Origin of the sequence: Shinella sp. (genome assembly GCF_052438155.1) — a bacterium.
Classification (GTDB): Bacteria; Pseudomonadota; Alphaproteobacteria; order Rhizobiales; family Rhizobiaceae; genus Shinella.
In genome coordinates this window covers 739,565-762,872 of sequence record NZ_JBQVPI010000001.1, presented here as the reverse complement: position 1 = coordinate 762,872, position 23,308 = coordinate 739,565, and the positions used below count along the sequence as shown (strand labels likewise).

Annotated in this window: 21 protein-coding genes and 1 riboswitch; of the genes, 6 read left to right on the top strand and 15 right to left on the bottom strand. The window is 63.6% G+C overall.

The features are described 5' to 3' along the window. The 5 genes from cobD to ACT6VE_RS03525 all read right to left on the bottom strand — a co-directional run bounded on the left by cobD (position 1) and on the right by ACT6VE_RS03525 (position 4,870). Positions 1-1,008: a threonine-phosphate decarboxylase CobD gene (gene cobD / locus ACT6VE_RS03545; protein ID WP_444797221.1), complete on the bottom strand. Its 1,008-nt coding sequence runs from the start codon at positions 1,006-1,008 to the stop codon at positions 1-3. Next, positions 1,005-2,312 (bottom strand): cobyrinate a,c-diamide synthase, encoded by a 1,308-nt coding sequence (locus ACT6VE_RS03540; RefSeq protein ID WP_444797220.1) that lies wholly within the window; start codon positions 2,310-2,312, stop codon positions 1,005-1,007. The genes cobD and ACT6VE_RS03540 overlap by 4 nt, the downstream gene beginning before the upstream one ends. Further along, entirely contained in the window at positions 2,309-3,151 is an 843-nt protein-coding gene (gene cobA / locus ACT6VE_RS03535) for a uroporphyrinogen-III C-methyltransferase (RefSeq protein ID WP_444797219.1), read from the bottom strand. Before cobA ends, ACT6VE_RS03540 begins: the two co-directional genes overlap by 4 nt. Further along, positions 3,151-3,627, bottom strand: a complete 477-nt coding sequence (locus ACT6VE_RS03530; RefSeq protein WP_444797218.1) for a cobalamin biosynthesis protein — start codon at positions 3,625-3,627, stop codon at positions 3,151-3,153. The genes cobA and ACT6VE_RS03530 overlap by 1 nt, the downstream gene beginning before the upstream one ends. A gap of 196 nt (positions 3,628-3,823) precedes the next feature. After that, entirely contained in the window at positions 3,824-4,870 is a 1,047-nt protein-coding gene (locus ACT6VE_RS03525; RefSeq protein WP_444797217.1) for a serine hydrolase domain-containing protein, read from the bottom strand. A 170-nt stretch (positions 4,871-5,040) separates the two neighbouring features. Here ACT6VE_RS03525 and ACT6VE_RS03520 point away from each other — a divergent pair, with 170 nt between their 5' ends. Beyond that, positions 5,041-5,826 carry a TSUP family transporter gene (locus tag ACT6VE_RS03520; RefSeq protein WP_444797216.1) on the top strand — a complete coding sequence of 262 codons (786 nt, stop codon included), beginning with the start codon at positions 5,041-5,043 and terminating at the stop codon, positions 5,824-5,826. A 3-nt stretch (positions 5,827-5,829) separates the two neighbouring features. On the opposite strand, the gene cobO is transcribed toward ACT6VE_RS03520, so the two are convergent. The 9 genes from cobO to ACT6VE_RS03475 form a co-directional block, all read right to left on the bottom strand. Continuing rightward, positions 5,830-6,471: a cob(I)yrinic acid a,c-diamide adenosyltransferase gene (gene cobO, locus ACT6VE_RS03515; RefSeq protein ID WP_069058466.1), complete on the bottom strand. Its 642-nt coding sequence runs from the start codon at positions 6,469-6,471 to the stop codon at positions 5,830-5,832. A 19-nt stretch (positions 6,472-6,490) separates the two neighbouring features. Continuing rightward, positions 6,491-10,252, bottom strand: coding sequence for a cobaltochelatase subunit CobN (cobN, locus tag ACT6VE_RS03510; RefSeq protein ID WP_444797215.1), 3,762 nt, complete (start codon positions 10,250-10,252; stop codon positions 6,491-6,493). Positions 10,253-10,474: 222 nt separating this feature from the next. After that, positions 10,475-11,524, bottom strand: coding sequence for a cobalamin biosynthesis protein CobW (gene cobW, locus ACT6VE_RS03505; RefSeq protein WP_444797214.1), 1,050 nt, complete (start codon positions 11,522-11,524; stop codon positions 10,475-10,477). Between the two features lie 4 nt (positions 11,525-11,528). Further along, positions 11,529-12,053 carry a bifunctional adenosylcobinamide kinase/adenosylcobinamide-phosphate guanylyltransferase gene (cobU, locus tag ACT6VE_RS03500; RefSeq protein WP_444797213.1) on the bottom strand — a complete coding sequence of 175 codons (525 nt, stop codon included), beginning with the start codon at positions 12,051-12,053 and terminating at the stop codon, positions 11,529-11,531. Between the two features lies 1 nt (position 12,054). Further along, complete coding sequence (locus ACT6VE_RS03495) at positions 12,055-12,846, bottom strand: CbtA family protein (RefSeq protein WP_444797212.1); 792 nt, start codon at positions 12,844-12,846, stop codon at positions 12,055-12,057. 12 nt (positions 12,847-12,858) lie between these two features. Further along, a complete protein-coding gene (locus tag ACT6VE_RS03490) occupies positions 12,859-13,035 on the bottom strand; it encodes a CbtB domain-containing protein (protein ID WP_444797211.1) in 177 nt (58 codons plus the stop codon). A gap of 47 nt (positions 13,036-13,082) precedes the next feature. After that, positions 13,083-13,447: riboswitch (cobalamin riboswitch) on the bottom strand. A 79-nt stretch (positions 13,448-13,526) separates the two neighbouring features. Further along, positions 13,527-15,665 (bottom strand): peptidoglycan-binding domain-containing protein, encoded by a 2,139-nt coding sequence (locus ACT6VE_RS03485; RefSeq protein ID WP_444797210.1) that lies wholly within the window; start codon positions 15,663-15,665, stop codon positions 13,527-13,529. A gap of 147 nt (positions 15,666-15,812) precedes the next feature. Beyond that, complete coding sequence (locus tag ACT6VE_RS03480; RefSeq protein WP_444797209.1) at positions 15,813-17,276, bottom strand: cobyric acid synthase; 1,464 nt, start codon at positions 17,274-17,276, stop codon at positions 15,813-15,815. Between the two features lie 43 nt (positions 17,277-17,319). Continuing rightward, positions 17,320-17,532 (bottom strand): hypothetical protein, encoded by a 213-nt coding sequence (locus tag ACT6VE_RS03475; protein WP_444797208.1) that lies wholly within the window; start codon positions 17,530-17,532, stop codon positions 17,320-17,322. On the opposite strand from ACT6VE_RS03475, the gene ACT6VE_RS03470 reads away from it, so the two are divergent. The 5 genes from ACT6VE_RS03470 to bmt all read left to right on the top strand — a co-directional run bounded on the left by ACT6VE_RS03470 (position 17,522) and on the right by bmt (position 22,770). After that, on the top strand, positions 17,522-17,665 hold the full coding sequence (locus ACT6VE_RS03470; RefSeq protein WP_150129871.1) for a hypothetical protein: 144 nt from the start codon (positions 17,522-17,524) through the stop codon (positions 17,663-17,665). The two genes, ACT6VE_RS03475 and ACT6VE_RS03470, sit on opposite strands and share 11 nt — an antisense overlap. Positions 17,666-18,425: 760 nt before the next feature. After that, positions 18,426-19,424: an ABC transporter substrate-binding protein gene (locus ACT6VE_RS03465; protein WP_444797207.1), complete on the top strand. Its 999-nt coding sequence runs from the start codon at positions 18,426-18,428 to the stop codon at positions 19,422-19,424. Between the two features lie 260 nt (positions 19,425-19,684). Beyond that, positions 19,685-20,596, top strand: a complete 912-nt coding sequence (locus tag ACT6VE_RS03460) for an ABC transporter permease (protein WP_444797206.1) — start codon at positions 19,685-19,687, stop codon at positions 20,594-20,596. Continuing rightward, positions 20,589-21,632 (top strand): quaternary amine ABC transporter ATP-binding protein, encoded by a 1,044-nt coding sequence (locus ACT6VE_RS03455; protein ID WP_444797205.1) that lies wholly within the window; start codon positions 20,589-20,591, stop codon positions 21,630-21,632. Before ACT6VE_RS03460 ends, ACT6VE_RS03455 begins: the two co-directional genes overlap by 8 nt. Positions 21,633-21,753: 121 nt before the next feature. Further along, positions 21,754-22,770: a betaine--homocysteine S-methyltransferase gene (gene bmt, locus ACT6VE_RS03450; protein WP_444797204.1), complete on the top strand. Its 1,017-nt coding sequence runs from the start codon at positions 21,754-21,756 to the stop codon at positions 22,768-22,770. A gap of 50 nt (positions 22,771-22,820) precedes the next feature. Here the strand turns inward: bmt and ACT6VE_RS03445 are convergent, their stop codons facing one another. Beyond that, the gene (locus tag ACT6VE_RS03445; protein ID WP_444797203.1) at positions 22,821-23,249 is read right to left on the bottom strand and encodes a DUF1801 domain-containing protein; all 429 of its coding nucleotides are present in this window, start codon (positions 23,247-23,249) and stop codon (positions 22,821-22,823) included. Positions 23,250-23,308 lie beyond the last annotated feature (59 nt).

Here is a 23,308-nt window from a genome sequence, read left to right as displayed (position 1 = left end):
TCAGCCGACCACATCTGCCAGCGCCGCGGCAAGGCGGGCATCCGCCACGCCGTCCGGTGTCAAACCGAAGCGAAGCCAGCGCGGATTGTAGTCGAACGGACGAACAAGGATATGATGCCGGCAAAGCCCCTCGTGGAGCGCTCCGGCATCCGCATGGTCCACCAGGGAAAAAAGACCCGTGCCGCCGACGATATTGAGGCCGGCACCAGAGAGCGTTGCGTCAAGTGCGGCTTTGCGCGCATCGATGCTGCGGTGGATGGCGGATGTGTCGGAGACCATGAGTTTTGTCGCAATCGTCAGGGCCGGCCCCGACACGGCCCAGGGCCCGAGCCCATCCTCGATGCGGTCGAGGACCGCCGTCTCGCCAATGACGAAACCGAGACGCAGGCCCGCCAGACCGAAGAATTTTCCGAAGGAGCGGAAGACGAGCAGACCGGGCATGCCGTCGCCCGCCAGCGGCGCGAGGCAGGTCTCCGGCCCCATGTCCCCGAAGGCCTCATCGACGACCAGCAGCCCACCTGCACGCGCAATACGGGCATGGAGATCAAGCAGAACCCCGCGCGAAAACAGGCGGCCGTCCGGATTGTTCGGGTTGACGACGACAACGAGGCCATGCGCGTCGGAAACGGCATCGAGGCCGGCGATACGGTCCACCGGCAGGCCGGCATTTTCCAGGACGCGCGCATATTCGCCATAGGTCGGCGAGAGCACGGCGGCCCGGCGCCCGGCCACGACGAATCGAGGAAGCAACTGGATGACGGACTGCGTGCCGGGCACGGGCAATGGCAGCGCGTTCGGCGTGGCATAGTATCGGGCAGCAGCAGTGCGTGCCGCATCCTGCCGTTGCCGGTCCGGCAGGCGGTGCCAAGCCGCAATGTCCACATCCGGCAGGACGGCGGGGATGGGGTTGATTCCAGTCGAGAGGTCGAGCCAGTCCTCTGGCCGGCCACCGAAGCGCGCGGCAGCCGCGGCAATGCCGCCGCCATGAATGATGCGCGGCACGGTCATGAAGCCTCCGGCGCCAGATCGACGAGATGCATGTAGGAACCGCTCACATTGCCGCGGCGCAGACCGGCCTGCCCGAGATCCTCGCCCATCGCATCCGTAACGGCGAAGAGACGATCCGCCTCCCCCTCCTGCTGCACGGTCGAATAGTGGAATTCATGGGCGGTCATCACTGCGTCGAAGCCCGACCCCGCAAGCGGCGTGACACGGCGATAGCCGAGATGGCGTCGACGTTCGGCAAAGCTGGTGACGAGCGGTAACAGGCCCAGCATGCCGTGGCGTGAGCCATCCGCCGCAACCAGTGCCTCCCCCAGAGTCATGTAGCCCCCGCATTCACCATAGATGCGCGCCCCCCGGCGCGCTGCATCCTGCATGCCTAGGCGGAAACGCCCGGCATTGGCAAGGGTCGCGGCATGGAGTTCGGGATAGCCGCCGGGCAGATAGACGGCATCGGCATCGTCGGCCGGCGCCTCATCCGCCAACGGCGAGAAGAACGAAAGGCTCGCCCCCGCCTGCCGCCAACCCAACATGAGGTGCTCGTAGGTGAAGGCGAAGGCGGTGTCGCGGGCAATGGCGATGCGCTGACCGAAGGGCGGCAAGTGCGAGACGGACAGCGCTGATGGCCGGGCGGCCCGCGTCGCCGCGAGCGCGACGAGACGGTCGAGATCGCAGCACCGTGAGACGACCTCCGCCGCATGGGCGATGAAGGTTTCCAGTGTGCCGTGTTCGCCCGCCTGCACGAGGCCGAGATGGCGTTCCGGCAAAGCGAGTGCCGAGTCACGTTCAAGCACGCCGAAGATATCGACACCGCTCGCCTCGAGAGCACCGCGCAGCATCGCTTCATGCCGGGCACTGCCGACCTTGTTGAGAATGACGCCCGCTACGTGGATGTCGCTGCGAAAATCCTGGTAGCCCTTCACCATGGCGGCAACGGACTGCGACATGCGGCTGCAATCGGCGACGAGCACGACGGGCAGGTCGAGCGTCGCTGCCAGGTCGGCCGGCGCACCCGTGCCGTCGGCGGCGCCATCGAAGAGGCCCATCATCGCCTCGACGAGCAGGAAATCACCCTCGCCGGCCTGAAGGGCGGCATTGGCGCGGATGAGGTCGGGGCGCATGGCCCAGGGGTCGTAGTTAAGGCAGGGTTTTCGGCTGGCGGCGGCGTGGAAGGCCGGGTCGATATAGTCCGGCCCCGCCTTGCCGGAAACGAGACGCACGCCGGCATCGGCGAGCGCGCGCGCCAGACCGAGTGTCACCGTCGTCTTGCCGGATCCGGAGGCGGGCGCGGCGATGAGCAAGCCGCTCATGCCGGATCCTTGAGCCCGCGGGAGCCGAACGGATCGGACGAAAGCTTGCGGCCCTGCGTCAACGCGCCGAGCCAATCGAGCGAGGCGCGCAAGCGCACGACTTCACCGACGACGACGATCGCAGGCGGCTCGATGCCGGCGGCCAAGACATCGGCTTCGGCGCGGGCAAGCGACGTTTCCAGCACCTGCTGTTCGGCGGTCGCGGCATTGCAGACGAAGGCGACCGGCTCATCCGGCGAGCGGCCGCCGGCGATGAGGTTGGCGGCTATCTGGCCGATATGTTTCATCGCCATGTACATGACGATGACCGGCGACCCCTTGGCGATGCCATCCCAATTGATGCGGTCCGGCACGAGGCCGGAGGAGTCGTGGCCGGTGAGGAACGTCACCGCGTGATTGACCTCGCGATGCGTCACCGGAATGCCAGCATAGGCAAGCCCACCGATACCCGCCGTGATTCCCGGCACGATGCGGAAGGGAATGCCGTGCTCGATCAGCGTCAGCGCCTCCTCGCCCCCACGGCCGAAGACGAAGGGATCGCCGCCTTTCAGCCGCAGCACGCGGTGGCCTGCGCGAGCGAGTTCGACGAGCCTGAGCGAAATGTCCCGCTGCTTGTGCGACGGCTTTCCACCGCGTTTTCCGGCAAACTCCAATTGCGCTCCAGGATGCGCGAGCGAGAGGCAGTCGGCGTTAACCAGCGCATCATGCACGATGACATCGGCCTGCTGGAGCGCATTGGCAGCATGTAGGGTCAAAAGACCCGGATCGCCGGGACCAGCACCGACGAGCCAGACGCTGCCTTTCTCCATCGTTGGGAGAGCTGAGAACAGGGCGTGCATCACGCAAACTCCCGGTTGGAATCAAAATGCGAGGGAGCGGATTCGGTCTCTGAAAAAGCCGCCGCAAAGCCTTGAAACGATTCGGCGACAGCGACAGTGGCATGGGCGGATTTCGTCTTCTCCACGACAAGTCGCCCATCCGGCCCTGCCTGCGCCAGCGCGGCAGCCTCGGCAACGCCGTGGCAACCCGTATGGGCGAAAACGAGATCGGAAGGATTGGCAAGGCGCGGCGTCTCGGCTTCAAGGCGCACCGCCGGAAAGGTCACGAGCGGCACGGAAAAATGCCGGGCGACCGCGAGCATGGCCGGTTCTTCGGCGCGCACGTCCAAGGTGGCGACGGCAGTGATGTGCTCCGGGCAACGAACGACGGATACGACGAGATCGACAAGTTCGGCGGGCGGTGTCCCGCGTTCACAGCCAAGGCCGAGGACGAGCGATCGTCGTCCAGTATCCGGTGGTGAGGCCTCAGGGCGCATGACAGTCTCTCGCAAAATTCCACGCGAAAGGCCCGGCATTGCCGTCATCCGACAGTTCCGGATGAGGCCCCTCTGGGTCAGCCGCACCGGACACCGCTCGGCCCGCTTGCGGGCACCGTCGCCCCTCCTTAGTACCGGAGGGCGGCAAGCCGGTCAAACCGGTTTGCGGCACCGAGCACGCCGGATGCGGCATGCGTCAGGCCGAACGCAGATTGGCCAGCACGATCTCCCGCCAGATGCGTGTCGGCGACACCCAGGCATCGGATGCATTGTAACTGCCGGAATAGATGACACAGGCAATCCCCAGCTCCGGCATCAGCCAGAGCCGCTGGCCGCCATTGCCGAAGCCGGCAACCCAAGGCTTCGGCGTACCAAGGACCGGCGCTTCGTCGAGAAACCAGAAATAGCCGTAGCTGAGCCCTTCGCCCGTCGTGACCAACGGCTTGAGCGACGTCTCGATCCAGCGCTGCGAAACGATAGGCCGGTCACCCACGAGGCCGCCATCCAGCACGAGGTGGCCGATCCGCAGGAGATCCCGCGAACTGAGCCGGAGGCCGGACGCAGGCGAGGCAACTCCATCCCGACCGCTCATCCACTCGAAATGTGTGATCCCGAGCGGCTCGAACAAGGCCTCGCGGGCAAAGTCCTCGATGCGGCGGCCGGTGCCGCGCTCGATGATCGCGCCGACGAGCGCCGTCGCACCGCCGGAATACACCCAGCGGGTGCCGGGTTGGTGAACGACCTTCTGCTCCAGCACGAAACGATAGCGATCCGGCGCGTTCTCCATGGCGATCTCGCTGTTCAGCGGATCGGCATAGGAGCGGTACTCGTCCCATTCGAGACCCAGCGTCATGGTCAGCGCATGGCCAATGGTCATGCCCGCCCGCGCCGGGTCGGCGAGAAGGTCCGGATATTCCGGAAACTGCGCCAGCAGCGGCGCCTCCGGCGGCGGGACGAGACCACGATCGAGCGCGATGCCGTAGAGCAGGCTGACGACACTTTTCGTCACGGAGCGCAGATCGTGCAGCGTTCCGGCATCGAAGGCGACGGTGCCGAGCGGCATGCCCCAGCTCTCATCGGGCGCGTCATGATAATGCTCCAGCACCAGCTTTCCGCCGCGGCTGACAAGCACCGCATGCAGGTCGCGTAAGAGGCCCGCTTCGATGCCGGCGAGAAGCTTGCGCTTCATTCCAGGGTCAAAGCCCATATCCGCCGATCGCTTTTCGTCACCCATTGCCGTCATCGCCCACCTCTTTCGCCGCCGCAGCCTACACGCCGTCTGCCTTGCTGTTTGATCCGCGTTGCGTACATCACACAAGAGCTTTCCGCGCGCTGCCGTCGCGGGCTTTGCTTTTCACCCTGCAGTCTGACAGAAGGTCAGCCAAATCTCCTCATCGATCTCCGAGTCCCGCCTTGGCCGACATCGCCCTTCACGTTCTTTTCTTCCTGTTCCTTGCCGCCTTCCTAGCCGGCTTCATCGATTCCATCGCCGGCGGCGGCGGCATGATCACCATTCCAGCCATGCTGCTCGCCGGCATTCCTCCACTGGAAACGCTGGGCACCAACAAACTGCAATCGTTGTTCGGTTCGGGTTCTGCGACACTCGCCTATGCCCGCGCCGGCCATGTTAAACTCAGCGAACAATTGCCGATGGCCGCAGTCGCGGCGTTCGGCTCGGTGTTCGGTGCCCTGCTGGCGACCGTGGTGCCCGGCGATGTGCTGAAGATTGTGCTGCCCTTCCTGCTGGTGGCGATCGCCGTCTATTTCGGGCTGAAGCCGAATATCGGCGATATCGACAAGCACCGCCGCATGAGCGTCTTCCTGTTCACCGTCACCATCGTGCCGCTGATCGGCTTTTATGACGGCGTGTTCGGCCCGGGCACCGGCTCGTTCTTCATGCTCGCCTTCGTCATGCTCGCAGGCTTCGGCATCCTGAAGGCGACGGCGCATACGAAGCTATTGAACTTCGGCTCCAATCTTGGTGCCTTCGTCGTCTTCATTCTCTACGGCGTCGTGCTGTGGAAGGTTGGCCTCGTCATGGGAGCCGGCCAGTTCCTCGGCGCACAGGCAGGCTCGCGCGTGGCGATGAAGAGCGGCGCAAAGATCATCAAGCCGCTCCTCGTCGTCACTTCTGTTGCGCTTGCCATCCGGCTGATGGCCGATCCGAGCCATCCGATCCGCGTCTGGCTCGGCTGGTAAGGTTCAGTACTCGACGCCCTGCTGCGCCTTGATGCCCGAGCGGAACGGGTGCTTCAAAAGCTCCATCTCGGTCGCAAGGTCGGCAATCTCGATCAGCTCTTCCTTGGCGTTGCGGCCCGTCAGCACGACATGGGTCATGTGCGGCTTCTCTGCCTGCAGGAACGCGATCACCTCGTTGACGTCGAGATAGTCATAGCGCAGCGCGATGTTGATCTCATCGAGCAGCACCATGGAATTGCGCTCGTCGCGGATCAGTTCTTTCGCCTTCTCCCAGGCCTTTTCAGCCATCGCCACGTCCCGGGCGCGGTCCTGTGTTTCCCAGGTAAAGCCTTCGCCGAGCGTGTAGAACTGGCAGATATCGGAGAAGTGGGCCTCGATCAGCTCGCGCTCACCCGTCACCATCGCGCCCTTGATGAACTGCACGACGGCGCACGGCTTCTTGTGCGCGATATGGCGGAAGATCATGCCGAAGCCAGCGGTCGACTTGCCCTTGCCCTTGCCGGTATGGACGATGACGAGGCCCTTCTCGTCGGTCTTCGTCGCCATGATCTTCTCACGCGCTTGCTTCTTCTTCGCCATCTTCTCCGAGTGGCGGGCAAGCTCGGCTTCGGTCATGCCGGCGGTTTCGTCGTGGTTCTCGGTCATGTCAGTCTTCCCTTCCGTCTCAGGACGCCTTGCGGGCGCCTAGCATATCGAGTTCAAAGCGCGCCGAATTCGAGCGGGGCGTCCAGAGCTTCCGGTCGATCGCCTCGGCAAAGCGCGCCGCCATTTCGGCGAGTGCCGCCGGATTCTTCTGCATCAGGAAATCGCGCACGCGTTCGTCCAGCACATAGGCCTGATAGGCGGCCTCGAAGTGATGATCCTTCACGGCCCCGGTGGTCGCGGCGAAGGCGAACATGAAATCCACCGTCGCGGCGATCTCGAAGGCGCCCTTGTAGCCGTGACGCATGACGCCGTCGATCCATTTCGGATTGACCACACGGGCACGCACGACGCGGCCGATCTCGTCCTCCAGCGTGCGCACCACCGGTTTTTCCGGGCGCGACAGGTCGTTGTGGTAGATGACGGGCTGCTGGCCGGAAAGATGCTCCACCGCCGCGGCCATGCCGCCTTCGAACTGGTAATATTCGTCGCTGTCGAGCAGGTCATGCTCGCGGCTGTCCTGGTTCTGGACCACGGCTTGCAGGCTCTTCATGCGTGCCTCGAGCCGCTCGCGCATCGGCACGCTGTCGCCATTGCCGTCATAGGCGTGCGCGCCCCAGGCAAGCCAGGCTTCGGCAAGGTCGCCGCGCTCGGTCCAGAGGCCTTCGTCCATCATGGTTTGCAGACCAGCGCCATAGCCACCGGATTTCGCGCCGAAGATGCGGAAACCGGCCTGCTTCATCGCATCCCCCTCGGATACGCCTTCAGCAGCCAGCGCCGCAGCCTCGGCCCGCATACGGGCGGCGATCGGGTTGTCCGAATCGTCCTCCTCAAGCGCCCCGACGGCGCGCACGGCGCGGTCGAAGAGCGCAATCTGTTCGGGGAAGGCATCGCGGAAGAAGCCGGAGATGCGCAGCGTCACGTCGACGCGCGGATGGCGAAGAACCGCCGGCGGAATGATCTCAAAGCCGGTGACACGGCGTGATGCCATGTCCCAGGTCGGCTTGACGCCGATCAGCGCCATTGCCTGCGCGATGTCGTCGCCACCGGTGCGCATGTTGGATGTGCCCCAGGCCGTGATGCCGAAGGATGTCGGCCATTCGCCGTGATCCTGCGCGTACCGGGTGACGAGCAGTTCGGCGGATTTTTTGCCCAGTTCCCAGGCGGCCGGCGTCGGCACGGCACGGCTGTCGACGGAGTAGAAATTACGCCCCGTCGGCAGCACGTCCGGCCGGCCACGCGTCGGTGCGCCGGAAGGGCCGGGCTCGATGAAGCGCCCGTCAAGGCCGCGCATCAAGGCTGCAATCTCTGCCGGACCACAGGCGGCAATGGCGGGACGGATGGTGCTGTCGATCACGTCGAGCACGGTGCTTGTGGCATGCCAGACGTCTGGACAAGCAAGCGTGCCGTCCACCAAACGGGCTGCGAGAAGTTCGATGCGCTCCACCGTATCGCCGTTGCTGCGCCACGGGGCGTCGGTTTGGTGGGCAAGGATTTCCGGGCGCGGACCGTTCCATGGATCGGAGGCGACACAATCGAGCGGGTCGAACATCGTCCCGGCCAACGCATCCGCCGCAATCGCCCGCTGCAAGCTCGCCTCGCCGCCCTCGCCAAGGCCGCGCGGCACACGAGCGAGCGCGACCGTCAGATCGGTCAGCAGCCGTCCCTCCGGCGACACGCCGAAGACGTGCAGGCCGTCGCGGATCTGCATTTCCTTAAGATCGCAGAGATAGGCGTCGAGCTTCTGCAGCGCCGCCTCCTCGCCATCGGATTTGGCAATGCCGGCATCGCGATCGAGACCGATGTCGCGCACCAGTTCGAGGATTTGTCTCGTGAGCAGCTTGATGCGCCGCGGGTCGCCGCCGGAAGCCTCGTAATATTCGTCGACCAGCGCTTCCAGGTCCTTCAGCGGCCCATAGGTATCGGCCCGCGTCAGCGGCGGCGTCAGGTGGTCGATGATGACGGCGGCAGAGCGGCGTTTCGCCTGCGTGCCTTCGCCCGGATCATTGACGATGAAGGGGTAGAGATGCGGCACGGGGCCTAGCACGGCTTCGGGATAACACGCTTCGGAAAGCGCCAGCGCCTTGCCCGGCAGCCATTCGAGATTGCCGTGTTTGCCCATGTGAACGATGGCATGGGCACCGTAATGCTGCCTCACGAAGGCGTAGAAGGCGAGATAACCGTGCGGCGGCACGAGATCCGACGAATGGTAGGTGTCCTTCGGATCGATATTGTAGCCACGCGCCGGCTGGATGCCGACGAGCGTCTCGCCGAAGCGGGCAAGCGGCAGCGCGAATACGTCGCCCGTGACGAACGGATCTTCTTCCGGCGCACCCCAGCGGGCTGTCATCTCGGCTTGAATCGACTTGGGAAGCCCGGCGAAGAACACTTTGTAATGATTCAGGGAAAGTGTTTCGCGGATTTCACGACCGTCGTTTGCCGCATTGGTCGGCCCGGCCATTAGATGCGCGATCAGCGCATCACCATCGGCCGGCAGGTCGGCCACCGCGTAGCCCTCCGCTGCCATGGCACGCAGCACTTCAATCGTGCCGGCCGGCGTGTCGAGGCCAACGCCGTTGCCGAGACGACCGTCACGGTTCGGGTAATTCGCCATGACGATCGCGATGCGGCGGTCAGCCGGCATCGCGCGCCGCAGCCGCGCCCAGCCGGCGGCAAGTTTTGCGACGAAGCGGATGCGGTCCTCGACCGGATCGAGGCTGACGATGTTCGTCTCGACGCGCTCGTCGTAGCGCGCCGCCGCCTTGAAGGAGACGGCGCGGGACAGCACCCGGCCATCCACCTCCGGCAGCGAAACGTTCATGCCGAGATCCCGCGCCGTCAGCCCCTGCCCCGATGCCTCCCACGCCTCGCGCGACGAGCCGGAAAAAATCGCTTGCAGGACAGGCGCGCCCGTCTCGTCAAGCACGGTGGGTTTCCGGCCTGCGCCCGGCGCAGAGACTGCAAAGCTCGTGGCATTCAGCACGACCTCGGGCCGAATGTCGGCAAAGGCCGCACGCACCGTTTCCATGGAAACGGGCTCTTTCAGGCTGGAGACGAAGATCGGCAAAGCGCGAACGCCCTCGGCGGCAAGCGCTTCGATCAGCATTTCCACGGGGCGGGTTTCGCCACTTTGGACATACGCGCGGTAGAAGCTGATGGCTGCGGTCGGGGGTTCGAGCCCTGCAGGGATCGCAACATTTCCGGACAGCGCTCGCCACGTTTTCAGATCAACGACACCCTTCCCCGGCCACCAGATGCCAGCCTTTTCCAGCGGCATCGCCGGTTCCGGCGTCTCTCTGCCGAAGACCAGTGCATCCGCATAGGCGAGGAAGCGCTCCGCATTGTCGGCTCCGCCCTCGTTCAGATAGGTCCAGAGGCTCTGACGATCCCCGTCATCGATGCGATTGAAGGGAGCCAGCCCCTCATCCGGCCGATCGTCGCCGGGCAGCGCTACGAGCTTGATGCCATTGGCAACCGCCGTCGCCAGCAACGCTTCCAGCACATAACGGAAATAGCTGGCGCCGCCGAGGGCACGGATAACGATGAGCTTGGCGTGACGGGCCGTGCGCTCGATATAGGTATCGACCGACATCGGATGCGAGAGCGCCGCGAGGCTGGCAAGGCGCAACCGCGTCTCGGTACTACGCGCCCGGTGGGCGGCGGCGATGGAGGCGAGTTCGGTATCGGCGGCGGAGAGAAAAAGGATATCGCCCGGTGTCTGGCCTAGGTCGATTGCTTCCTTACCGTCGGCGATGGTGCCTTTCTGGGCTAGCAGGAGATGCATGCGGCGCCTCCTGTTTGCTGGCGTACCGCGGCGACAAGGGAATACCCCCCTCTGTCACTTCGTGACATCTCCCCCACAAGGGGGGAGATCAGATGGCGCGAAGCCTTACCCATTCCTGACGATGCTGATCGAGCACAGGCCTCGCCCTTCGCCGATCTCCCTCCTTGTGGGGGAGATGGCCGGCAGGCCAGAGGGGGGTATCGACGCATGCTCATGCCGAAATCACACCGCCGCAGCGATGGCGGCGCGCACGGCTTGCTCGTCCATGTCGTGCAGGCCGATGACGACGAGGCGCGTGCCGCGGGTTTCGCTCGGGCTCCAGGCGCGCTCGAAATAGGTATCGATGCGGCTGCCGACGGCCTGGATGAGCAGGCGTAGCGGCTTGCCGGGCACGTCGGCAAAACCCTTGACGCGTAGCACGTCGTGTTCGCCGATCACGCCCTTGAGGCGCTCGGTGAAGGCGGCCGGATCGGCGATGGCGCCGAGTTCCACGACGAAACTATCGAATTCGTCGTGGTCGTGCTCCTCGCCGTTCTCATGTTCCAGTTCGTGGTGCGACTTGCGGTTGGCGATATCGTCTTCCGTGCCGACGCCGAGGCCGAGCAGCACGGCGGCGGCGACTTCACCGTTCTTCGCCTCGATCATCGTGGGTTTGCGGGCGATACGGGAGGTGACCTCGTCACGCACGGCCTGAAGGCCGGCGGCATCGATCAGGTCCGTCTTGTTGAGGATGATCAGGTCGGCGGCGGTCAACTGGTCTTCGAACAGCTCTTCCAGCGGGCTTTCGTGGTCGAGGTTGTCGTCCTCGACACGCAGCGCATCGACCTTGTCATGGTCATCGGCAAAGCGGCCGGCGGCGACGGCAGCGCTGTCGACCACTGTGATGACGCCATCGACCGTCACCTGCGTCTTGATTTCCGGCCAGTTGAAGGCGGCGATGAGCGGCTGCGGCAAAGCGAGGCCAGACGTCTCGATGACGATATGGTCCGGGCGGTTTTCGCGCTCCAGCAGCTTCGTCATGGTCGGGATGAAATCATCGGCGACGGTGCAGCAGATGCAGCCATTGGTGAGTTCGATGATGTCGTCCTCGGTGCAGGCTTCCGCGCCGCAGCCCTTCAGCACGTCGCCATCGACGCCGAGATCGCCGAACTCGTTGATGATCAGCGCGATGCGTTTTCCGCCGGCATTCTGCAGCAGGTTGCGGATCAGCGTCGTCTTGCCGGCACCAAGGAAGCCGGTGATGACGGTGGCGGGGATTTTCTGTTGCAGCATAGGCTCAACCCTTCATTTTCAGCGGCAGTCCGGCCGCAACGAAATAAACATTTGGCACGAGGGCGGCGACCAGCTGGTGCAGCCGCCCGGCATGGTCGCGGAAGTCACGCGCCATGCGGTTTTCCGGTACGATGCCGAGACCGACCTCATTCGACACGAAGACCAGTTGACCCGGCGCCGCCGCGATGGCCTCGATGAGGCCGGCAAATTCGGCGGCGATGTCGCGTTCCTCCAGCATCAGGTTGGTGACCCAAAGCGTCAGGCAATCGATGAGCACCGCCCGATCCTCACGCGCCACATCTTTTATGCGCGCGGCGAGTGCAAGCGGCTCTTCGTGGGTTTCCCACCCCTTTCCGCGATCTTCCCGGTGTCTGGCGATGCGCTCCCGCATCTCATCATCCCAGGCGCGGCCGGTGGCGATATAGTGACGCGAAAGGCCGGTCTCGGCGACCAGCCTTTCGGCAAAAGCGGATTTTCCGGAACGCGCACCGCCCAGAACCAGGACGGCCCCGGGCGATTTTTGCGTCATATCAGGCAGCCTTGGCGACTTTCTCGTTGGCAAAGCCCAACGCGAGACCGAGCACGATCCAGAAGAACAGCGTCGTGGCGAGTGCCGCAACCGCGAACTCGGCACCGAGAACAGCCGGAACGTTGCTGGAAATGTCGCTCGGCTGCGGCGCGCCGTAGACCTGCGGCGCCGCGATAAGCACGATACCGGCGATCTTGGCGACGATGCCCTGCTTCAGGAACAGGAGATAGAGCCCCCCGGCCGAGAGCAGGACGGTCGCAATCCACCAGGTCTGGCGCTGACCGAGATCCGCGGCCGGGAAACCCGGAAGTTCCGGCGGCAGGCCAATGGCGGGCAGCATATGCACCGCAAGCCAGCCGGCGGCACCCCAAAGCGCACCATTCGCAACGGTGATCGGGTGTCCTGAAACCAGGCTGAAGCCCGCCAGCAGAAGCGCAAAACCGGTGCCGGTGACGAGGTTGGCCAAAAGTGTGCCGGAGAAACGGCTCATGCCGAACATGATGCCGCCTTCCTCGTGCTCCTCGCCCTCATGGGCATAGGCGACGGAAACCGGCGACAGGTACGACGCGACGTCCAGAATGGCAGCGCCGAGCGAGGAATGCTCCTGCGTCGTGGCGGCACCACCCGTGGTGGGTGTCGTGCCGTCGGTTGCCGGTGCGGTTTCTTCGGCGCCGCCTTCGAATTCTTCTGCGTGAAGAATGAGCGGCACGACTCGCGCCTCCTGGGCGGCTGTCATCAGCACGCCAGAGAACAGCCCGGCCACCAGGGCGGCCAGGAGATAACGAACGATCATGTCAAAAACTCCTTAGTGGCAGGGAAAGCCGTAGGAGTGACGGGTGTCGTGCGCCGTATCGTGCAGCACGGCCGAATTGGCCAGGCCGGCGCTGAAAACGAGGAAGGCACCGAGCAGCAATGCGAAAACGCCCGCGACAAGGCGGTCGTTTGCGGAAAGGGTAACAGTAGACGTAGCGGAAACAGCCATGACAACCTCCGTGCAGGCGTTGGGGAAGCCCCTCCCCAGGTCGGGCGATATGCCCTCATCGGCTGGCAGGTCTCCTGGCTCGTGGCGTCCGGCGTTTTCACGCCTGCGGATCGCTCTCACCTTCCCGGGTATCAGCATCACGAAAGGTGGACGATTCGTAGAAAAAGAGGCGTCCGAGCCTTTGCTTATCGCAATGCCACCCAGTGGCTTTTCCGGTTGGTTTTCTCGGTGTGGCGCGAAGCACGATTGCCTCATTCCACACAAATCCCTCCCACCGGATGAACGTTCCTCGCCACTCTACAGTCGCGGGGTCGGCCGTGATTGCAGCGCCCTAATTGGGTCCACCGCGTCACATTCCCATTTACTCCCCGATCCGTTTCCGGATCCGGGAACCATCCAATACTGCGGATGATTATGCTTCCCGTCCCGTGAAGTCAATCGACCGGCAGCGGCATCACCTGTGCTGAAACCGCCGTCCGGTCGTCGCAAACTCAATAGCCGGGGATGATCACCATGCCACCGCCATTGTTGTAATAGCCGTCGTCGCCATTATAGCGCTCATAGTAGCCATCGACCGGGCCTTCCAGCACGTCATAGTCCTGCTGATACTGACGCTGCTGATATTGGCGCTGCTGGCGCTGGCGATTCTGACGAGCCTGAGCATATTGCGCGGCCTGCCGGAGTTCACGAAACTGCGCACGCGACAGGTAGCCGTCAGCGCGATAGCCGGACGTGCCCTGCCATGACGCGATCGCCGAGCGGGTACGCGGACCGAACACGCCGTCCGCGCCATAGGTATTGAAGCCCAGAACGCTCAACCAGCGCTGCGCCTGCACACGGGTCGAGCGCTCCATATAGGCTTCGCGCGAATCGATGACCGGCTCCTCGACAATCTTGCGCTCGGTTTCCGTGGTCGCCGTCTCCTGCTTCGGCTTGGTTTCCTGTGTTTCCTGGCGCGCGGCATCGGCAAGCGTCGAAAGCCGTTCGCGGGCATCCGCGAGGAACCGGCCATTCGGATATGCCCTGAGATAGTCGCGGAAAGCATCTGCCGAACCGTCGAGCACGGCTTTCCGGAAGGTTTCCTCCTCGCGCTTCGCCGCATCGGCCTGTTCCACGGCGAGGCCCCGGTCCTTCGTCTCGGCACCCTGCGCTTCATTTTTGCGGGCCGCAGCTACGGCGTCTTCAGCCTCAACCTGCTTCTTTGCGGCCGCAGCCTCTTCGGCGCGTTTTTCCGCCTCGTCGGCAAGGCGGGCTGCTTCGGTGGCCTTCGCCTCGGCATCCGCCGCAGCCTTGGCGGCTTCGGCCTTCAGTTTCTCCACTTCGGCCGCCTTCTCTTCCGCAAGCTTGCGGGCAGCAGCGGCCTCTTCTTCGATCCGCGCCTTTTCGGCAGCAGCCACCTTCTCAACCTCGACACGCTTGGCATCGGCCTCGCGACGGGCGGCGGCCTCCTCTTCGGCACGCGCCTTTTCCGCAGCGGCAGCCTCTTCGGCTTTCGCACGCGCAGCCTCAGCCTTCAGCCGGGCAGCCTCTTCCGTCTTGGCCTTGTCAGCCGCAGCCTCCGCCTCTGCCTTCAGACGCTCGGCCTCGGCAGACTTTTCATCGGCGAGTTTGCGGGCGGCGGCTTCCCTCTCATCCGCTTCGGCCTTCAGGCGGGCAGCCTCTTCGGCGCGTGCCTTCTCAGCAGCGGCAGCCTCCACCCGTGCCTTCTCCTCCGCAGCCGCCTTTTCCTCGGCGAGCTGGCGGGCAACGGCTTCTTCTTCCGCCTTCTTCGCCTCAGCTTCCGCCTGCAAGCGCGCTGCTTCCGCCTCGGCCTTGGCCTTTTCCGCCTCGGCGACCTTGCGCGCTTCCTCTTCGGCCTGCTTCGCTTCGGCCTCGGCCTTCAGGCGTGCCGCTTCCGCATCAGCCTTTGCTTTCTCCGCTTCGGCGACCTTACGCGCTTCCTCTTCGGCCTGTTTCGCTTCAGCCTCGGCCTTCAGGCGTGCCGCTTCCGCATCGGCTTTCGCCTTCTCCGCTTCGGCAACCTTGCGGGCTTCCTCTTCGGCCTGCTTCGCCTCGGCCTCCGCCTTCAGGCGTGCTGCTTCCGCATCGGCTTTCGCCTTTTCCGCTTCGGCGACCTTCCGGGCTTCCTCTTCGGCCTGCTTCGCCTCGGCCTCGGCCTTCAGGCGTGCCGCTTCCGCATCGACCTTGGCCTTTTCCGCTTCCGCAGCTTTCTGGGCATCCTCTTCAGCCTTTTTGGCGTCGGCGGCTGCACGTTCGGCTTCCTCGGCCTTCGCCTTTTCGGCAGCCGCAGCCTCGTCCGCCTTCGCCTTGGCACCGGCCTGCTCGGAGCTCCCGGTTACCGGCTTGGCCTTGGTGCTGGCCTGCAATTCGGCAATGCGCAGGCGCGCCATCGAGGCGAAGGTGCCGTTCGGATATGTCTTCAGGTAGCCTTCGTACTGCGTGACGTCGCTGCCGCCGGAAACCTTCTGCCAGAGGGCGAATTCCTCCTCCCAGCGTTTTCCCGCACTCGTCGCTTCCTTGCCCGTCGTCTGGGCAAAGGCGACCACCGGCAGGCCGCAAAGCGACAGCCCGACGAGGCTTGCAAGGCCGCATCTCACCAGAACGGATCGTGCGAGAGGTCCAGAACCCATATGTCTCACCCTTTCGGAGCGCGCAAAGGCTTAAAGCCCGATGACCGGGCGGATTTCCGTCACTCCTCGCACCGAATTCTGGCGCAACTTTGGTGCGGCAGACCGGTGGCGAAGGAACCCGATGGCTGTACGTTTCAGAAGGGCAGTTTAATCAGCGACGCCCAAAAGGCCATCGAGCCAGACCGGATCGAGAACAGCCTCCAGTTCCGCCGCGACACCATCCAGCGCCTCGTCGACGCTCTTTCGATAATCGAAACCGCCGCCCTCGATGCCGAAATCGGCAAGCAGCTTTGCCCGGTAGGCGTCACTGGACAGAAGGCCGTGCAGGTAGGTGCCCATCACCCGGCCATCGGCCGAAACGGCACCATCAGCACGCCCGTCGATGCTGACGGAGGGACGCATCGTATCCGGCCCCGTGGTCTTGCCGAGATGAATTTCGTAGCCATCCAACGGCACATCATATTGCAGGGAGTGCGCCGTGCTGTTGCGCACGGTCTTTTCCGGCGCCATCTCCGTTTCGACCGCGAGCAGGCCAAGGCCTTCAACCTCCCGCTCGTTCCCCTCGATGCCGAGCGGGTCCGTGACGCGGTGGCCCAGCATCTGATAGCCGCCGCAAATGCCGATGACGCGGCCGCCGCGGCGCATATGCTGGGCGAGATCCTTGTCCCAGCCCGCTGCCCGGAAATCGCGCAGATCCGCGATGGTGGATTTCGATCCCGGCAGGACGACCAAACCGGCATCGTTTGGAATGCGCTCCCCGGGGCGCACGAAGACAAGGTCCACCTGCGGCTCGGCCTCGAGCGGATCCAGATCATCGAAATTGGCGATGCGCGGCAGGACAGGCACCGCCACTTTCAGCGCGCCCTCGCCCCCCTTGGCAAGCCGCTCCAGCACGACGGAATCTTCCGCCGGCAGGCGCGCCGCCTGTTTCAGCCAGGGCACGACACCGAAACATGGCCAGCCGGTAAAGCGGCCAATCTCCGTGATCCCGCTGTCGAACAGCGAGACGTCACCGCGAAACTTGTTGATGATGTAGCCGGTGACCATGCGGCAGTCTTCGTCCGGCAGGATGGCATGGGTGCCGACGAGCGAGGCAATCACGCCGCCACGATCGATGTCGCCAACGAGCACGACGGGCACGTCGGCGCGCGTCGCAAACCCCATATTGGCGATGTCCCCTGCGCGGAGATTGATTTCCGCCGGCGAGCCCGCGCCCTCGACGACGACGAGATCGGCACCCGCCGAGATCGTCTCGAAACTTTCCAGCACGGCGCTCATCAGCTTGGGTTTCAGTGCCTGGTAGTCCCGCCCCTTCGCCTGCCCGAACACCTTGCCCTGCACGATAATCTGGCTACCGACATCGGATTGCGGCTTCAGCAGCACGGGATTCATGTGCACGGAGGATGGCACACGGGCGGCGAGCGATTGCAGCCACTGCGCCCGGCCGATTTCGCCGCCATCGGCCGAGACGGCAGCGTTGTTCGACATGTTCTGCGGCTTGAAGGGACGGACCTTCAATCCGCGATTTGCGGCGATACGGCAGAGCCCTGCCACCAATACCGTTTTTCCGACATCCGAGCCGGTGCCCTGGAGCATGATCGTTCTTGTCATGTGCCCCAACTAGCATTCCCGGTTGCCGCCGAAAAGCCCTGATTTACCGCAATTCCGCCCCAATCTGACGCTGCCGGCAGGTGCATTTTCGCAACAGCGCGCCATGCAATGCAGGCATGGCAGATTTGCTATTCATTTTGCGACATTCTGCGCCGTGAACGATCGTGACTTTCCCCTCGGGCACGCCTATATCCACCTCATCAAACAGCCGGGGCATGTGGCTTCGGGTTTCAAGGACAAAGACAATGCTGTTCATCTTCAGCAAGCCGAACTTCGTACAGATCGCCTGGAACGGCGTAGCCCCGCAGAACCAGTCCCGCGTGCGCAACGTCGTCATGGACGCGCCGCTCGGCCCGCTGGGCTTCATCCGTACGCGCTCCGTCGGCTGACTTTCGAGCGCGACGTCAGGTCCGCTCGCATGCAGCGTCGCCTCTCTCCGGGAGGCGGCGTTTTTTATTGCTGTTCCATGGGCCTGAAACGGCGAAAGCCGTGCATCCCTTTCGGTGATACACGGCTTGCCAAAATACGCATGGCGGTTTCCGACAATACACATCGGAACCCAGGCACTCCGGTACGCAATACCTTTCCGGAGCGGGCGGCGGTGTCCCCCGCCGTGACAAAACCAATAGCGGCACATCCTTACCGGACCGTTATCGGGACCTTAAACAAAGATGAATCGCGATTTTTTTTGAAAAATTTCAGAAAAAACTTTTGGCGGCAAAAGCGGCGCATTCAAAACAGGATGTGTCCGCTTTCAGCGACCATCCCCTCTCCTCGCTCAACCGGCCGCACGGACATTTGCCCTCAAGCGAGCAAACGCCCAAAATTTCCACCGTATGGTTGCCGGGTTTCCAGCATTTCGCCCGTCCATCGAAGGGCCACTTGCCGCCTATTGCCGCGCAGGAGGTTGATTTCTCAATGAGAACCCGTAGGCTGCTTCCTGTGACGCACGAAGACACATCGCCGGTGACAGGGTTCCGCCGGCGGATCAGAAAAAGGCTCGGCGTCGTTGCAGCAGGGGGATTGGCTCGCCTCACCTGGCATCGAATCCTCATGGCTGCCGTAAACTTTCGGGCAGACGGGACAACGCAGTAACCTGCGCTGCCTTCCGGGTTGATCGCTGCATCTAAGACTGGGAGGTCTTAATCCATGAAGAAGCTCCTTGCTTCCACTATCCTCGCTGCCGGCCTTTATGGCTTTGCCGGTTCTGCCCAGGCGGCAGACTGCGGTGAAGTCTCGATTGCCGAAATGAACTGGGCCTCTGCCGGCGTTGCCGCGTATGTCGACAAACTCATCCTCGAAAACGGCTATGGCTGCACCGTCACGCTGGTGACCGGCGACACCATGCCGACCTTCACCTCCATGAACGAAAAGGGCGAGCCGGACGTCGCGCCCGAAATGTGGGTGAACGCCGTGCGCACGCCGCTTGACGCGGCCATTGGCGAAGGCCGCCTGATCCAGCTCGCCCCCCTCCTCTCGGAAGGCGGCGTCGAAGGCTGGTGGGTTCCAAAATTCTTCGCCGACGCACATCCGGACATCAAGACAGTGCAGGATGCACTGAAACATCCGGACCTCTTCCCCGCACCGGAAGACGCCTCCAAGGGCGCTGTGCACAATTGCCCGTCGGGCTGGAACTGCCAGGTCTCGACCGCCAACCTCTACAAGGCGCTCAAGGCCGACGACATGAACTTCACGCTCGTCGACACGGGATCGGCCGCGGGCCTCGATGGCTCGATCGCCAACGCCTTCGAGAAGAAGGCCGGCTGGCTCGGCTACTACTGGGCACCGACCGCCATCCTCGGCAAGTACGAGATGACGCGCCTGTCCTTCGGCGTCGAGCACAACAAGGCCGACTGGGATGCCTGCACCGCCGTGCCGGACTGCCCGGATCCGAAGGTCAACTCCTATCCGACCTCGGACGTCTTCACCGTCGTGACCAAGTCTTTCTCCGAAAAGGCCGGCGTCGCCATGGACTACATGAAGACCCGCCAGTGGGACAACGGCACGGTCGGCAAGGTTCTCGCCTGGATGACCGACAACCAGGGCACCAACGAGGACGCAGCAAAGTACTTCCTGGAAAACTATCCGGACATGTGGACCAAGTGGGTCGCCCCGGATGTCGCAGAGAAGGTCAAGGCCGCCCTCTGACACACCGATCGCCGGCAGCCTTCCCCGGCTGCCGGCCCTTATGGCGACCTCATACAAAGCACGCAGGCACAGGCCTGACGCGCATCAAGAAACGGCAGAGGTCGCAAACAGCACAGTATCAAGCAGCAGTTCGTGCGAATACGGGCTGCAAGCCGGGAACCAGAACAAGAATATCCCTGTGCGCGCCGTTCCGTTCGCAATTGCAAACTCGTTTCATTGCGATGCGGAACAATAACTTCCGGTAGAAAGAGGGGAAAAGGATGGCAGGCATATGCGAATTGTTGCCAGGCTTTCTATGCAAGTTTCCGGCCTTCAGTGACGCCAGCGTCCGCGGCGCACGAAAAGTCATCGACGATGGTTTCAAGGGCCTCGTCAGAGAGTATGTGAACATTATCGATGCAATGGTGCAGCCATTGCAGTGGTTCCTGAACTATCTCGAGCGGCTGTTCGTCAGTTCACCTTGGCCGATCATCCTGATCATCATGGTGGCGATCGTCTACTACGGCAGCCGCAACATCAAGATCACCATCGGCACTGCGCTCTCCATGTTCGCCATCGGCCTTCTGGGCCTGTGGACCGACACGATGGTGACGCTGGCCATGGTGACGGTCTGTACCATGATCGCGATCATCGTCGGCATCCCGATTGGCATTGTGATGGCACGCTCTGATCGCGTCCAGGGCATCATCAACCCGATCCTCGACGTGATGCAGACGATGCCGAGCTTCGTCTATCTCATCCCCGTCGTCATGATCTTCGGTATCGGCAAGGTGCCGGGGCTTATCGCAGTCGTCATCTACGCCGTGCCGCCGATGATCCGCCTCACCAATCTCGGTATCCGGCTCGTCGACAAGGAAGTGCTGGAAGCAGCCGACGCCTTCGGTTCCTCCGGCTGGCAGAAGCTCAAGAACGTGCAGATGCCGTTGGCGCTGCCCACCATCATGGCCGGTATCAACCAGACCATCATGATGTCACTCGCCATGGTCGTCGTCGCCTCGATGGTCGGCGTCGGTGGTCTCGGCAAAAACGTGCTGCAGGCCATCAACAACCAGTTCTTCACGGTCGGGTTCCTTAACGGGTTCGCGCTCGTGGCCATCGCCATCATTTTCGACCGTACAAGCCAGGCCTACGGCAGACGGCTGCAGAAGCATTCGGAGGTAATTCATGGTTAGTCATGCAATCGAGGTCCGCAATCTCTACAAGATCTTCGGACCCCGCGGCGGCGACTATGTCGATGCAGTCAAGAAGGGCCTCGGCAAGGCGGAGCTGAACGAGAAATACGGCCACGTTCTCGGCCTTCGCGATATCAACATCTCGATGCCAGCCGGCGGCATCATGGTGGTGATGGGCCTCTCCGGTTCAGGCAAATCGACGCTGATCCGCCATATCAACCGGCTGATCGACCCGACTGCGGGCGAAGTGCTCTATGACGGCGTCGACGTCTGCAAGATGAACGAGAACGACCTGCGGGAATTCCGCCGCCACAAGACGGCGATGGTGTTTCAGAAATTCGCGCTGCTGCCGCACCGCACGGTTCTGGAAAACACCGTCTACGGCCTGGAAATCCAGGGCGTTGGCCAAGAAGATCGGGAAAAGCGCGCAAGGCAGTGGATCGCCCGCGTCGGCCTTTCCGGCTTCGAGAACCACTATCCGAACCAGCTTTCGGGCGGCATGCAGCAGCGCGTCGGCCTCGCCCGGGCGCTGACCAACGATGCCGACATCCTGCTGATGGACGAAGCCTATTCGGCGCTCGATCCGCTGATCCGCGTCGACATGCAGACCGTGCTTCTCGATCTCCAGAAGGAACTCAAGAAGACCGTCGTCTTCATCACGCACGATCTCGACGAGGCGCTCCGCCTCGGCGACAAGATCGCCATCCTGCGCGACGGCATGGTCGTGCAGCAGGGCACCGGCCAGGAAATCGTGCTGAACCCGGCGGACGAATACATCACGGCCTTCGTCAAGGAAGTGAACCGCGGCCGCGTCGTCAATGTCGAGACGATCATGGCGCCGCTCTCCGGCAATCCGGAAGGCATGCCGATCGTCAAGGGCACCGTGCTGGAAGTGGCCGCTCGCGCCATGACCTCGGTGAACCAGACGCTCGCCCATGTCGTGGACGAGACGGGCAAGCCGGTCGGCGCGATCAGCTTGAGCGCCATCATCTCCAGCATGGTGACGCCGACAAGCCACGAGGCAAAGGCTGCCTGACAGCCGCCCAGACCATGTAACGAGGGCGCCCTTTGGGGCGCCCTTTTCATTTGCCGCCAAAGCAGCGTTGCAATCACATAAAGAAATCTTTATATGATGTGACAAACAGAAGGATACCTCCATGACCGCGACGAACCCGCTTGCCGAGCTTCTTGCCGAAAAGCCCTTCCTGCTTGCCGATGGTGCAACCGGGACCTCGCTCTTCGCCATGGGCCTGGAGGCAGGCGAAGCGCCGGAATTGTGGAACGAAGCCAAGCCCGAAAACATCACCAAGCTGCACCAGGATTTCGTCGATGCCGGCGCGGACATCATCCTCACCAACACCTTCGGCGGCACCCGTCATCGCCTGAAGCTGCATCACGCCCAGGACCGCGTTCACGAGCTGAACAAGGTGGCCGCCGAGATCGCCCGCGCTGTCGCCGACAAGGCCGAACGCAAGGTCATCGTCGCCGGCTCCGTCGGCCCGACGGGCGAGTTGCTCATCCCGCTCGGCGCACTGACCTATGACGAAGCCGTCGCCGCCTTCGCCGAGCAGATCGAGGGCCTCAAGGCCGGCGGCGCGGACGTCGCCTGGATCGAAACCATGTCGTCGCCGGAGGAAATCCGTGCGGCTGCGGAAGCCGCCACCAAGGTCGGCATGCCCTTCGTCTATACCGGCTCGTTCGATACGGCCGGCAAGACCATGATGGGCCTGCATCCGCGGGACATGCACGCTGTCGCCGGCGATATCGGCGCCGGCCCGCTCGCGGTGGGCGCAAACTGCGGCGTCGGCGCGTCCGACATTCTCTCCTCGCTGCTCGACATCACCGGCGCCGACCCGTCCGCCACCGTCGTCGTCAAGGGCAATTGCGGCATTCCGGAATTTCGCGGCTCGGAAATCTACTATTCCGGCACGCCGCCGCTGATGGCCGAATATGCCCGCCTTGCCCGCGATGCCGGCGCCCGCATCATCGGCGGCTGCTGCGGCACGTCCTGCGAGCACCTTGCCGCCATGCGCGTGGCACTCGATGCACACGAGCCGCGCGAACGCCCGGCCCTTGCCGAAATCATCGAAAAGATCGGCCCGCTGCGCAACAAGACCGCCGACGAAAGCGCTGCCCAGCCGACCCGCGAACGCAGCAGCCGCCGCCGCGGCTGATTGCCCACCAACACATATCGACTGTTCAGGGCGCCCGATGGGCGCCCTTTTCATATGCCGTAAGGCGGGTTTTTCCGCCGGTGATAGGTCAGTGCCGCATGCAGGCAGAAAGCCAACGGCTCTTCCGCCAGCGGGGCATCGGTCGGGATCAGGATCGCCCGGCTGCCCTCGAAATCGAACGCGCCGTCAAAATGTTCGCGAAAGGTCGCGACGAGCGTGGTCTGGCAGTTGAAGAACACCGCGCCGCAATTTGGTGCCAGCCGCGACATGCCGAGCCGGATAGTCGTGCCCGACCGGCTTTGCTCGGTGAGATAGGCAGGCTCGCCCCACTTAAGCGTCTCGGTGAGCGGGCCGACACCGTCCGTCTCCACCGCAACCGCAAAGATCATGGCGCGGATGACGAACAGCCGCGCTCGGACAGGCTCCGGATAACGCGCAAACGCCTCGGCCACCAGGACCGGTATCGCAGGCGTCGTCATCGCTCCCCCTCCGCACCAGATAGCAACCGGTGCAGCCCACTTTGCGGCATCTCGTCAGG

Excerpts from the sequence above, each read along its gene's own strand:
- bmt (WP_444797204.1), top strand. The coding sequence starts at position 21,754 with ATGACCGCGACGAACCCGCTTGCCGAGCTTCTTGCCGAAAAGCCCTTC.
- ACT6VE_RS03530 (WP_444797218.1), bottom strand. The coding sequence starts at position 3,627 with ATGCGCCCTGAGGCCTCACCACCGGATACTGGACGACGATCGCTCGTC.
- ACT6VE_RS03455 (WP_444797205.1), top strand. The coding sequence starts at position 20,589 with ATGGTTAGTCATGCAATCGAGGTCCGCAATCTCTACAAGATCTTCGGA.
- ACT6VE_RS03465 (WP_444797207.1), top strand. The coding sequence starts at position 18,426 with ATGAAGAAGCTCCTTGCTTCCACTATCCTCGCTGCCGGCCTTTATGGC.
- ACT6VE_RS03480 (WP_444797209.1), bottom strand. The coding sequence starts at position 17,276 with ATGACAAGAACGATCATGCTCCAGGGCACCGGCTCGGATGTCGGAAAA.
- cobA (WP_444797219.1), bottom strand. The coding sequence starts at position 3,151 with ATGCACGCCCTGTTCTCAGCTCTCCCAACGATGGAGAAAGGCAGCGTC.
- cobN (WP_444797215.1), bottom strand. The coding sequence starts at position 10,252 with ATGCATCTCCTGCTAGCCCAGAAAGGCACCATCGCCGACGGTAAGGAA.
- ACT6VE_RS03445 (WP_444797203.1), bottom strand. The coding sequence starts at position 23,249 with ATGACGACGCCTGCGATACCGGTCCTGGTGGCCGAGGCGTTTGCGCGT.
- ACT6VE_RS03490 (WP_444797211.1), bottom strand. The coding sequence starts at position 13,035 with ATGGCTGTTTCCGCTACGTCTACTGTTACCCTTTCCGCAAACGACCGC.
- ACT6VE_RS03540 (WP_444797220.1), bottom strand. The coding sequence starts at position 2,312 with ATGAGCGGCTTGCTCATCGCCGCGCCCGCCTCCGGATCCGGCAAGACG.
- ACT6VE_RS03475 (WP_444797208.1), bottom strand. The coding sequence starts at position 17,532 with ATGAACAGCATTGTCTTTGTCCTTGAAACCCGAAGCCACATGCCCCGG.
- cobO (WP_069058466.1), bottom strand. The coding sequence starts at position 6,471 with ATGACCGAGAACCACGACGAAACCGCCGGCATGACCGAAGCCGAGCTT.
- ACT6VE_RS03525 (WP_444797217.1), bottom strand. The coding sequence starts at position 4,870 with ATGACGGCAATGGGTGACGAAAAGCGATCGGCGGATATGGGCTTTGAC.
- cobU (WP_444797213.1), bottom strand. The coding sequence starts at position 12,053 with ATGACGCAAAAATCGCCCGGGGCCGTCCTGGTTCTGGGCGGTGCGCGT.
- ACT6VE_RS03470 (WP_150129871.1), top strand. The coding sequence starts at position 17,522 with ATGCTGTTCATCTTCAGCAAGCCGAACTTCGTACAGATCGCCTGGAAC.
- ACT6VE_RS03460 (WP_444797206.1), top strand. The coding sequence starts at position 19,685 with ATGGCAGGCATATGCGAATTGTTGCCAGGCTTTCTATGCAAGTTTCCG.
- cobD (WP_444797221.1), bottom strand. The coding sequence starts at position 1,008 with ATGACCGTGCCGCGCATCATTCATGGCGGCGGCATTGCCGCGGCTGCC.
- ACT6VE_RS03485 (WP_444797210.1), bottom strand. The coding sequence starts at position 15,665 with ATGGGTTCTGGACCTCTCGCACGATCCGTTCTGGTGAGATGCGGCCTT.
- ACT6VE_RS03495 (WP_444797212.1), bottom strand. The coding sequence starts at position 12,846 with ATGATCGTTCGTTATCTCCTGGCCGCCCTGGTGGCCGGGCTGTTCTCT.
- cobW (WP_444797214.1), bottom strand. The coding sequence starts at position 11,524 with ATGCTGCAACAGAAAATCCCCGCCACCGTCATCACCGGCTTCCTTGGT.